The sequence below is a fragment of the Dietzia maris genome (genome assembly GCF_014144855.1).
GTDB lineage: Bacteria > Actinomycetota > Actinomycetes > Mycobacteriales > Mycobacteriaceae > Dietzia > Dietzia kunjamensis.
Genome location: NZ_JAALDN010000090.1, coordinates 1 through 11,765, shown reverse-complemented (window position 1 = coordinate 11,765; position 11,765 = coordinate 1). Strand labels below are relative to the sequence as shown.

The 11,765-nt window shown below is 69.9% G+C and carries 8 protein-coding genes; 6 read left to right on the top strand and 2 right to left on the bottom strand.

All coding sequences use genetic code 11. The features are described 5' to 3' along the window. Both G6024_RS03775 and G6024_RS03770 read right to left on the bottom strand, forming a co-directional pair. Positions 1-2,389 (bottom strand): (Fe-S)-binding protein (locus tag G6024_RS03775; RefSeq protein WP_159148080.1); only part of this gene is annotated, 2,389 nt, incomplete at its 3' end. Between the two features lie 174 nt (positions 2,390-2,563). Next, positions 2,564-4,192, bottom strand: a complete 1,629-nt coding sequence (locus G6024_RS03770; RefSeq protein WP_096906700.1) for a S1 family peptidase — start codon at positions 4,190-4,192, stop codon at positions 2,564-2,566. 239 nt (positions 4,193-4,431) lie between these two features. On the opposite strand from G6024_RS03770, the gene gdhA reads away from it, so the two are divergent. The 6 genes from gdhA to G6024_RS03740 all read left to right on the top strand — a co-directional run. Next, positions 4,432-5,778 carry an NADP-specific glutamate dehydrogenase gene (gdhA, locus tag G6024_RS03765; protein WP_069388614.1) on the top strand — a complete coding sequence of 449 codons (1,347 nt, stop codon included), beginning with the start codon at positions 4,432-4,434 and terminating at the stop codon, positions 5,776-5,778. Between the two features lie 345 nt (positions 5,779-6,123). Then, positions 6,124-7,977: a molecular chaperone DnaK gene (gene dnaK / locus G6024_RS03760; protein ID WP_069388613.1), complete on the top strand. Its 1,854-nt coding sequence runs from the start codon at positions 6,124-6,126 to the stop codon at positions 7,975-7,977. Next, a complete protein-coding gene (grpE, locus tag G6024_RS03755) occupies positions 7,974-8,591 on the top strand; it encodes a nucleotide exchange factor GrpE (RefSeq protein ID WP_096906701.1) in 618 nt (205 codons plus the stop codon). Before dnaK ends, grpE begins: the two co-directional genes overlap by 4 nt. A gap of 105 nt (positions 8,592-8,696) precedes the next feature. Beyond that, a complete protein-coding gene (gene dnaJ, locus G6024_RS03750) occupies positions 8,697-9,878 on the top strand; it encodes a molecular chaperone DnaJ (RefSeq protein ID WP_096906702.1) in 1,182 nt (393 codons plus the stop codon). After that, a complete protein-coding gene (locus G6024_RS03745) occupies positions 9,875-10,312 on the top strand; it encodes a heat shock protein transcriptional repressor HspR (protein ID WP_096906703.1) in 438 nt (145 codons plus the stop codon). The genes dnaJ and G6024_RS03745 overlap by 4 nt, the downstream gene beginning before the upstream one ends. A 54-nt stretch (positions 10,313-10,366) precedes the next feature. Then, positions 10,367-11,765: AMP-binding protein (locus G6024_RS03740; protein WP_200841547.1), on the top strand; the 1,399-nt coding region annotated here is incomplete at its 3' end.

Below are 11,765 nucleotides of genomic sequence, written 5' to 3'. Positions count from 1 at the left end.
CCTCGGCCGGGGCAGCGGGGGCGGCGGCCGTGGCGGACTCCGCCTCGGCGGCGTCGCGCTCGGCCTGCTCGGCCTCCTTCTCCGCCTTCGTCTTCTCACGCGTGGGCTGCTCCAGCCACGCGGCCTCGCGAGGCTCGGGCAGGCCGCCGTCACGGGAGACGGACTCCAGGAGCAGCTGGGCGACGTCCACGACCTCGACCTGGCCCTCCTGCTCGGTGCCGTCGGTCTGGGCGGTGGCCCCGTCCGAGAGCATCACGCGACAGAACGGGCAGCCCGTGGCGATCTTCGTGGCCTTGGTCGACAGGGCCTCGTCGACACGGTCGATGTTGATCCGCTTGCCGACCGTCTCCTCCATCCACATGCGCGCGCCACCGGCGCCACAGCACATGGACCGCTGGCCGTGACGGGGCATCTCCGTGAGGGTCACGCCCGAGCCGTCCATGAGCTCACGCGGGGCCTCGTAGACCTGGTTGTGGCGGCCGAGGTAACACGGGTCGTGGTAGGTGACGCCACCGTCGATCGGGGCCACCGGCACGAGGCGCTTCTCGCGCACCAGACGGTTGAGCAGCTGCGTGTGGTGGACCACCTGGTAGTCGCCGCCGAAGTCGCCGTACTCGTTCTTCAGCGCGTTGAGGCAGTGGGCACACGTCACGACGACCTTGCGCTGCGCGGCGGGCACGCCGTCGAACGCGTCGTTCATGACCTCGATGTTCTGCTGGGCGAGCATCTGGAACAGAAACTCGTTGCCCGCGCGGCGGGCCGAGTCGCCGGTACAGGTCTCGCCCTGGCCCAGCACCGCGAACTTCACACCGGCGGTGTGCAGCAGCGAGGCCACGGCCTGGGTGGTCTTCTTGGCGCGGTCCTCGAAGGCGCCGGCACAGCCCACCCAGAACAGGTACTCGGTGTCGGCGAAGTCCTCGATGTCCTTGCCGATCACGGGGATCTCGAAGTCGAGGGAGTTCATCCACTCGTCGCGACCGGAGTTGTTCTGGCCCCAGGGGTTGCCCTTGTTCTCGAGGTTCTTGAACAGGCCCGCGAGCTCGGTCGGGAACTCGGACTCGATGAGGACCTGGTAGCGGCGCATGTCGATGAAGTGGTCGACGTGCTCGATGTCCACCGGGCACTGCTCGACGCAGGCGCCACACGTGGTGCAGGACCACAGGGCCTCGGGGTCGATGATGCCGGCGGCCATCGGGTCGTCGGAGAGGTCCGCGGTGGTGTGACCGACGAGGGGGCGCTGGGCCTCGAGGCGGGCCGCCTCCGGGATCTTGGCGAGCTTGGCCTCGTCGGGGTTGCCCTCGGCGTCGACCAGTCCGGTCTCCTCGCCCATCGTGGTCTGCCCACCGGCGAGCAGGTACGGCGCCTTCGCGGCACCGTGGTCGCGCAGGGACATGATCATGAGCTTGGGGCTCAGCGGCTTGCCGGTGTTCCAGGCGGGGCACTGCTCCTGGCAGCGGCCGCACTCGGTGCAGGTGGAGAAGTCCAGCCAGCCCTTCCACGAGAAGTCCTCGATGGCGCCCGCGCCGAGCTTGGGCTCGAAGTCCTCGTCGGCCTCGGTGAGCTCCTCGACCTTCTCCATGGTCAGCGGGACGCCGTCCATGGTCATCGGCTTGAGCGGGCCGAGCGCGGTGCGGCCGTCGGCCTCACGCTTGAAGTAGATGTTGAAGAACGCCGCGAAGCGGTGCCAGGCGACGCCCCAGGTGATGTTGCGGCCCACCACGTACAGCCAGACCATGCCCGAGAGCAGCTTGATCAGCGCGAAGATCGAGACCATGAGCTCGTTGGCGGGCAGGAGGGTCGAGAGCGGACCGGAGACCCAGTCGGTGGCCCAGTGGAAGTGGTGGCCCTCCTCGGCCTGCAGGGCGAGCTTGCCGGCCTTGACGAAGACCATGCCGAGGCCCTCGAGGAGCACGACGATCTCGACGAAGTACGCGGCCTTACGGTCGGAGCCCTCGAAGCGGTTGAGGCCCTTCCGCTGGTTGACCTGGCGGATGATGATCAGGACAGTGATGCCGATGACGGTGCCCAGGCCCAGGAACTCGTCAATCGCGTGCCACCAGACCTGGTCGGACAGCCAGGGCCAGCCGCCGCGGGGGTTGAACGTCTGGATGTAGGCCTCGAACCAGACGATCGAGCCGAGCAGGAAGCCCACCATGACGAACCAGTGGAAGAAGCCCACCGAACGTTTGCGGGCCATCCGGGTGTGGGCGCCCACCTCGACGATGACGTTCTTCAATCGGGGCAGGATCGGCCGCAGCCGGTCGAATCCGTCCTTCTGTCCCAGGAACAGGCTGCGCACCATGCGGGTGACGCCGCCTATGAAGGATGCCCAGCAGAACAGACTGAGCAGGACGCCGATCGTCCCGAGTGTGATGGTCACGCCTGACATGGTTCGCGGCCTTTCGTCGCACTTCTCGACGCACGAGCACTCATAGGACCCTGTGGGCGCCCGTCGACTGTGTCGAGGTCAAAGGTAAGCCACGCGGGCCCCGTCTGCCGAGTTGAGGCTGCCCTTACCGGAGCAGACTCCACTCGCAGGCGGGGCCCGCGTGGAAGGGGAGGATCAGTTGGTCCGGAGCGTCAGCCCGGGGTGTGCGGCGAGGACGTCGGCGATCGGGACGGCCGACAGGCGCGGGGTGAACCCGGCCGTCCGGGCCACGGCATCGGCGTCGGCGCAGGTGACGGAGTCCGCGACGTTGGACGCGCTCGAGATACCCAGGGCCCGGTCGCCGGAGAAGACGACGCCGCCGCTGTCGCCGGGCAGGGCGCACAGGTCCACGGTGAAGGCGTTCGAGATGGTGCGCGTGCCCGCCACGTCGATTGTCGTGCCGACCTGCGAGATCGTGCCGCAGGAGAAGCCGGTCCGGAACCCCGTCTTGCAGGCCTTCTGGCCGACGACCGGGTCCGCGGTGCCGATGATCCCCTGGGTGCTGTCCGGCCCGTCTCCCACCAGGTTGGTGCGGAACCGGTCCGCCACGTCGTCGTCGACCGCGATGAGGGCGGTGTCGATGCCCTCCCGCTCGCTGCGGGTCATGGTGCCGAACTCCTCGCCGTCGGCGAGGGCCGCGCGGGTGCCGTCGGCGCCGGCACAGTGCGCGGCGGTGATGACGACGGGCTTGCCGTCCAGTTCACCGTTGAACCCGGTCGAGCACTCGAGGATTCCTCCCGGGACGCCCACCTGGTACCCGGTACCGCCCGTGACGGGCCCCGCCGGAGCGGGGACCGATTCGATGGCCCGCGGCTGGTCCTCGGGCACGGGGGTGCCGGGGTCGACCATGGTCTGGGCCATCATCCCGTCGATGATCGACCCGGTGCCGGGGGTCAGGCCGGCGAGGAGGTCGATGACCGTGCGCATGGGGCCCTCGGGGACGAGGCCGGCGTCATTGAGCAGGGCCAGGCTGCCGAGCGAGCCGGAGTCGCCGCCGCTACCGGGCGCCGCGCCGGTCCCGTCCGGGTCGTCCGCGCGGGTGGTGGCCGGCACGATGCCGTCGACGGTTGGCTCGCCGTCGGACCCGGTGCCCCCCTCGCTGCCGAACGGGGCCGTGTCGAACGCCGGGTCAGGGGCCTCGATCATGTCGATCTCGGCGAGGTCCCGCAGTCGGGCGTCGAGGTTGCCGAGCTGCGCGGCCTCGCCGCCGCGGGTCGTGACGACGACCGCGTTGCGGGTGGGATCGACGCGGACGTCGGTGACGAGGTCCTGCATGTCCTCGGGGGTGCCCTCGATGATCTTGATGACCTGACGCTCGCGCGCCTCGAGTTCAATCGTGGTCAGCGCCACATCCTTGACCGTGAACCCAGACCGGGTGGCCTCGTCGCGCAGCTCGTCTCCGGCGGCGCCGGCCACCACGCCGACCAGGCCGGTGCCCTCCTCGTCCAGCCAGACGCCGCCGAACGACTGACGGAACTGCTGCTCCCACCGGGGACGGGCCTCGGCCAGACGTTCCCCGATGCCGGCCTGGGCGAGGAACTGCTCGGGAGTGAGCCCGAGATCACGTCGCAGTGCCTCGACGAGTGAGGTCAGCTCCGGACCGAGGGCATCGGCCAACGCCGGCAGGGGCTGTGCGACGGCGGGTCGGGAGGCGGACGGAGCCGGGTTACCGGGTGTGGGGGAGGGGGCCGCGCCGGCAGGGGTCGCGGTGACCACCAGTGCCGCGGCGGCGGCGACGGCGGCGAACTTCGAGGTGATACGCATGATGGCCTTCCGGAATGCACGGCTGGGCGACGGCGCGTCGACCGGCAGTGGCTCGGGTTGTCGCGGCTCAGATTACGGAGATGTGATTAGTGAGTCCAGTGTGACACGTGTGATTAGTGGGATTCGATTGTCGATTGATGTGACGACGCTGAGTCGGAGAATCGCGGGCCCTACCGCTAGGCTGCCTCTTCGGCAACGACGTACGCGTCATCACCAAAGACTTATTACCCGGAGGTCCCATGTCCGACGCTGACGCCGCACTTCACGACGCCCTTGACACCGTGGTGCGACGCAATCCCGGACAGCACCTCTTCCGGCAGGCCGTGCACGAGGTGCTGGAGTCGCTCGCACCCGTGGTCAAGCAGCACCCGGAATATGTCGAGGGCGGGATCCTCAAGCGGATCATCGAGCCCGAGCGCGTGGTGTCCTTCCGGGTGCCGTGGGTCGACGACGCCGGCGCGGTCCAGGTCAACCGGGGCTTCCGTGTGCAGTTCAGCTCCGATCTCGGCCCGTATAAGGGCGGATTGCGCTTCCACAAGTCCGTGGACGAGGACACGTTGAAGTTCCTCGGGTTCGAGCAGGTCTTCAAGAACGCCCTCACCGGTCTCGGCCTGGGCGGCGGCAAGGGCGGTTCGGACTTCGACCCGCACGGCCGCAGCGACGCGGAAGTGATGCGCTTCTGCCAGTCCTTCATGTCCGAACTCGCGCACCACATCGGTGCCGACCTCGACGTCCCGGCCGGTGACATCGGCGTGGGCGGGCGCGAGATCGGGTACCTGTACGGCCAGTACCGGAAGGTGACCGGCCGCAACGAGGCGGGCGTCATCACGGGCAAAGGCGTCGGCTACGGCGGCTCGTGGGCGCGCACCGAGGCGACCGGCTACGGGCTCGTCTACTTCGTCCGCGAGATGCTCCGCGACACCGAGTACAGCCTCGAGGGCTCCCGGGTGGTCGTCTCCGGCTCCGGCAACGTCGCGATCTACGCGGCCAAGAAGGCGGCCCAGCTCGGCGCGACCGTCGTGGCCTGCTCGGACAGTCAGGGCTACGTCCACGACGAGGACGGTCTCGACCTGGACCTGCTCCTGGACGTCAAGGAGGTCCGCCGCGAACGGCTGTCGGCCTACGCCCGGGAGCGGGGCAACTGCACCTACCTGGAGACCGGTTCCGTGTGGGACGTGGAGTGCGACATCGCGCTGCCCTGTGCCACCCAGAACGAGCTCGACGCCGAGGAGGCGCGCACGCTCGCCAAGAACGGGTGCCGCGTGATCGCCGAGGGCGCCAACATGCCGTGCACGGAGCAGGCGGTGGAGGTCATCCACCGGGCCGGCATCCTCTTCGGGCCCGCCAAGGCCGCCAACGCCGGCGGCGTGGCCACCAGCGGTCTCGAGATGCGGCAGAACGCCGGTCGGCTGCTGTGGGACTTCGAGCGGGTGGACTCCGAGCTCGACCGCATCATGACCTCCATCCACGCCACCGCGGCGGCGACCGCCGAGGAGTACGGCGCCCCGGGTGACCTGGTGGCCGGGGCGAACATCGCCGCGTTCCGCAAGGTCGCCGACGCCATGCTCGCGCAGGGTGTCATCTGATCTGATCCGGGTGACGGCGGACCTCGTCGTCGTCGTACCTCCTTCTCCTTCCCGCACCTTCCCCTTCCCATACGAAGAGCGCTCCGAGCCGCACCGCCGAGAGGCGGCGGCCGGGGCGCTCTTCCCGTTGTTGAGCCCGGCGGGCTCAATCAATGGTGTGAGCTGCGCCACCGCCGGAATGGATTCGACAGAGTGGGGGTTATACGGGGCGACAAACCTCAGCGAGCCAGGCTCAACTCGGGTTGACGCGGCAGGCCACCGGCAGGCAGGGTGGAGCCATCGATCCGAGCCTTGAGCCGGGTCCGCTTAGAGAGAACCCGTACACGTCAGTAGAAGGAGAACATCATGGGACGTGCAGTAGGCATCGACCTCGGCACCACCAACTCGGCCGTCGCGGTCCTCGAGGGCGGCGACGCCACGGTCATCGCCAACGCCGAGGGCGCGCGCACGACCCCGTCGGTCGTCGCGTTCGCCAAGAACGGCGAGGTCCTCGTCGGTCAGCCGGCGAAGAACCAGGCGGTCACCAACGTCGACCGCACCATCCGCTCGGTCAAGCGCCACATCGGCACGGACTGGAAGTCGGACTCGATCGACGGCAAGACCTACACCCCGCAGGAGATCAGCGCCCGCACGCTGCAGAAGCTCAAGCGCGACGCCGAGTCCTACCTCGGTGAGGACGTCACCGACGCCGTCATCACCGTTCCGGCCTACTTCAATGACGCCCAGCGTCAGGCCACCAAGGACGCCGGTCAGATCGCGGGACTCAACGTCCTGCGCATCGTCAACGAGCCCACCGCGGCAGCCCTGGCCTACGGCCTCGACAAGGGCGACAAGGAGCAGACCATCCTGGTCTTCGACCTCGGTGGCGGCACCTTCGACGTCTCCCTGCTCGACATCGGCGACGGCGTCGTGGAGGTCCGTGCGACCTCGGGCGACAACCACCTCGGTGGCGACGACTGGGACCAGCGGATCGTCAACTGGCTCGTCGACAAGTTCAAGGCGCAGAACGGCATCGACCTGACCAAGGACAAGATGGCCCTGCAGCGCCTGCGCGAGGCGGCCGAGAAGGCCAAGATCGAGCTGTCCAGCGGGCAGTCCACCTCGATCAACCTCCCGTACATCACCGTCGACGCGGACAAGAACCCGCTCTTCCTGGACGAGACGCTCTCGCGCGCCGAGTTCCAGAAGATCACGCAGGACCTGCTCGATCGCTGCCGCAACCCGTTCCAGGCCGTGATCAAGGACGCCGGCATCTCGGTCGGCTCCATCGACCACGTCGTGCTGGTCGGCGGTTCGACCCGTATGCCCGCCGTGACCGACCTGGTCAAGGAGCTCACCGGCGGCAAGGAGCCCAACAAGGGCGTCAACCCGGACGAGGTCGTGGCCGTGGGTGCCGCGCTGCAGGCCGGCGTGCTCCGCGGTGAGGTCAAGGACGTCCTGCTGCTCGACGTGACCCCGCTGTCGCTGGGCATCGAGACCAAGGGTGGCGTGATGACCAAGCTCATCGAGCGCAACACCACGATCCCGACCAAGCGTTCGGAGACCTTCACGACCGCCGACGACAACCAGCCGTCCGTGCAGATCCAGGTCTTCCAGGGCGAGCGCGAGATGGCGGCGCAGAACAAGCTGCTCGGTTCGTTCGAGCTCGCCGGTATCGCCCCCGCGCCGCGTGGCGTGCCGCAGATCGAGGTCACCTTTGACATCGACGCCAACGGCATCGTCCACGTGACCGCCAAGGACAAGGGCACCGGCAAGGAGAACACGATCATCATCCAGGACGGCTCCGGCCTGTCCAAGGAGGAGATCGACCAGATGATCAAGGACGCCGAGGAGCACGCCGCCGAGGACCACAAGCGTCGCGAGGAGGCGGACGCCCGCAACCAGGCCGAGTCCACGATCTACCAGACGGAGAAGTTCGTCTCGGAGAACGAGGACAAGATCCCGGCCGACAAGAAGGAGTCGCTCCAGGCCGCGATCGCCGACGCCAAGACCGCCCTCGAGGGCTCGGACGTCGACGCCATCAAGTCCGCGGTCGAGAAGGTCAACACCGAGGCGCAGGCCGTCGGCCAGGCCATCTACGAGGCCTCCGCGGCCGAGGGTGCCGAGGCCGGCGACGCGTCGGGTGCGGGCTCGGCCGACGACGACGTGGTCGATGCCGAGGTGGTCGACGAGGACGAGTCGAAGGGTGAGTCCAAGTGACCCGCCCCGAGCAGACCGACGCCTCCGAGAAGGCGGCGTGGGCCGGCGCTGACGACGAGGCCGAGCAGGCCGCCGAGGCGGTCGAGGCCGAGATCGTCGACGACGCCCCGCCGTTGACCGACAGCGATGCCGACGGCACCGCAGCCGATGCCGCTGACGCGGGGGGCGCCCCGACCGGGGACGTTCCCGCGGACGATCCGGCCGCCGCGCTGCAGGCGCAGCTCGACGAGCGGACCGCGGACCTGCAGCGGGTGTCGGCGGAGTTCGCCAACTACCGGCGCCGCGTCGAACGTGACCGCCAATCGATCATCGACACCGCCAAGGGCTCGGTCCTCACCGAGCTGCTGGGTATCGTCGACGACCTCGACCGGGCCGAGGCGCACGGCGACCTCGCCGAGGGGCCGCTCAAGGTCTTCGCCGACAAGGTCCGCGCGCTACTGGCATCCCAGGGTGTCGAGTCCTTCGGCAACGAGGGCGATCCGTTCGACCCGGCCCTCCACGAGGCCGTGCAGGACGAATCCGAGGGATCCGAGCCCGTGCTGGGGACGGTCCTGCGCAAGGGCTACCGCCACGGTGAGCGGACCCTGCGGACGGCGATGGTCAGCGTCCGCTGAGCCCACCGGCTCATCACCCCGGATGTGCCGGGGAACTGAGAGAATTCGTAGACCCGAACACTGCAATAAGAAGAAGAACTGCAACAAGAAGAAGGGAGGCGTCTGGTGAGTCAGCGCGAATGGGTCGAGAAGGACTACTACGCCGAACTGGGCGTCTCCAAGTCCGCCACCCAGGACGAGATCCGCAAGGCCTACCGCAAGCTCGCGCGGGAGAACCACCCGGACTCCAACCCGGGCAACGCGGCCGCGGAGGACAAGTTCAAGCGGATCAGCGAGGCCAACGACGTCATCGGCGATCCCGCCCGGCGCAAGGAGTACGACGCCTTCCGCGACCAGGTCACCTCCGGCGGGTTCAGCGGCTTCGCCCCGGGCGGCGGGGGCCGGTACACCGCCTCCGGCGGTGACTTCGACATCAACGACCTCTTCGGTGGCGGCGGGCCCGCCGGCGGCACCGGGGGATTCTCGGACCTCTTCGGCGGCCTGTTCAACCAGGCCCGCCCGGGTGGCGGCGGGGCCGGCCGCGGCCGGGCACAGCGCCCGCGGGGCGGCCAGGACGTCGAGACCGCCCTGACCCTGTCCTTCCGTGAGGCCGCCCTCGGCGAGACGGTCCAGATCAAACTCTCCTCCGCCTCGCCGTGTCTGATCTGCCACGGCAGTGGCGCGAAGCCGGGGACCAGCCCCAAGGTGTGCGGCACCTGCCACGGTGCGGGCGTCACCCAGCGCACCCAGGGGGCCTTCGGCTTCGCCGAGCCCTGCACCGACTGCGGCGGCACCGGGTCCAAGATCGACGACCCGTGCACCGAGTGCGCGGGCAGCGGCGTCACGGACCGCACCCGCACCATCAACGTCAAGGTCCCGGCCGGCGTCTCCGACGGCCAGCGCATCCGGCTCTCGGGGCAGGGTGAGGCGGGCTTCCGCGGGGCACCGTCGGGCGACCTGTACGTGACGGTCACCGTCCAGAAGGACCAGGTGTTCGACCGCGACGGGGCCGACCTGCTCGTCGACCTGCCGGTGTCCTACCCGGAGTTGGTCCGCGGCGCCCAGGTGTCGGTACCCACGCTCACCGGGCGGGTGACCGTCAAGATCCCCGCCGGCTCCCGCGACGGACAGATCCTGCGGGTGCGCGGCCGGGGTATCGCACGCAAGTCCGGAACCGGTGACCTCAAGGTCACCCTCCGGGTGGCCACGCCCCCCGCCGGGATGGCCGAAGCCGAGCTCGCCGCCTATGACGACGCGTTGCGCGCCGCCGGCTTCGATCCGCGGTCGGGCTGGGCCGGGTCGGCATGAGCCCCCGGCGGGACGTCGGGGAGCTGGGGCCCGACGACAGCGTCCTGGTGATCTCAGTGGCCGCCGAATTGTCCGGGCTGCACGCCCAGACCCTGCGAACCTACGACCGTCTCGGGATCGTCACCCCCGAGCGCACCAGCGGCGGTGGGCGACGCTACTCGCTGCGGGACGTGGCACTGCTCCGCGAGGTCCAGCGCCTCAGCCAGGAGGAGGGCGTCAACCTCGCCGGCATCAAGCGGATCATCGAGCTGACCAATCAGGTCGACGCCTTGCGCAGCCGCGTGTCAGAACTGATCGAGGAGGTCGCCGAACTCCGTCGCCGTTCCGGGTCCTCCGCCCGGGCGGGCGGTGAACTCGTCCACGTGCCCCGCTCGACGTCGGTGGTCGTGTGGCGGCCCCGTCACCACCGGGAGACGGGCCGCCGCGACGGCTGATGACCGGATCCGCCCGACTTTCATAGCGAAGCCTCACCTAATATAGTTCGGCGCGTGACCGTCGCACGTACGCATCAGGGGCAGGCTCCGCCCGGCCTGTTCGACGAGTCCGCCGGGCGCGGCACCGCGGTCGCCGTGGTGACCGACGAGGCGGAGTACACCTACTCCGCGCTCTCCCGGATGAGCGCCGAGCGCGCCGCCGAGTACCCGCCCGTGACGACCGGTCGTCGCCTGATCGGCCTGGTGGCGACGAACACCATCGAGTTCCTCGTGGACTATCTCGCCGCCCACTCCGCCGGCCACGTCGTGGTCCTCCTGCCGCCGGACGGCGCGGCCACCGACAACCTCCTCGCGGCATGGCACCCCGACGTTGTCGCGGGGGACGGCCGACCCCTCCCGGCCGGGGTGCTCACGGCGCCGCCGCGGCACGACCTGCATCCCGACCTCGCACTGCTCCTGAGCACCTCCGGGTCCACGGGCGCACCCAAGCTCGTCCGGCAGTCCCGGCGGGCGGTGCTGGCCAACGCGCGGTCGATCGTGGACTACCTGGGCATCGTGCCGGGGGACCGGGCGATCACCACCCTGCCGCCGCACTACTGCTACGGCCTGTCCGTCCTGCACAGTCACCTGCTGGCCGGCGCGTCCGTGGTGCTCAACTCCGACTCCGTCTCCGCACCGGCGTTCTGGGACCGGGCGGAGGCCGGGCAGGTGACGACGTTCGCCGCCGTCCCGCACACGGTCGAACTCCTCGAGCGCGTCGGTCTCGACCGGCTGGACCGCCTCACCCGCCTGCGCTACCTCACCCAGGCGGGCGGGCGCCTCGCGCCGGAGGCGGTGCGTCGCCTGGCCGCGCACCTGGAAGCACGCGGGGCAGAACTGGTCGTGATGTACGGCCAGACCGAGGCGACCGCGCGTATGGCGTACCTCCCCCCTCGCCTCGCGCGGACCCGTGCGGGGGCCATCGGGATCGCGATCCCCGGCGGCTCCTTCCGCGTCGACCGTCCGCGGGGAACCGATCCGCACGCCCCCGGTGAGCTGGTGTACCGCGGCCCCAACGTGATGATGGGGTACGCCCGCACCTCGGCCGACCTCGCCCGCGGGTCCGAGCTCGACGAGCTGCGGACCGGGGACCTCGCCCGCATCGCCGACGACGGCCTCGTGGAGATCGTCGGGCGGATGGGGCGCGAGACCAAGATCTTCGGGCACCGGATCGACCTGGGTCGGGTGGAATCGACCCTGGCGGACGGCGGGTTCGACGCCTGGTGCGTCGGGGAGCCCGACCGGTTGGTCGTGGTCACCCGCGAGCGCTCGCAGGCCCTCGCCACCGCCGCCGCGACGGCCTCGGGACTGCCCACCTCGGCGGTCGAGCAGGTCGTCGTCGTCGACCCTCCCCGCACGCCCGCCGGCAAGGTCGACCAGGCCGCACTCCGTGCACTCGTCGCCGACCGCGCGC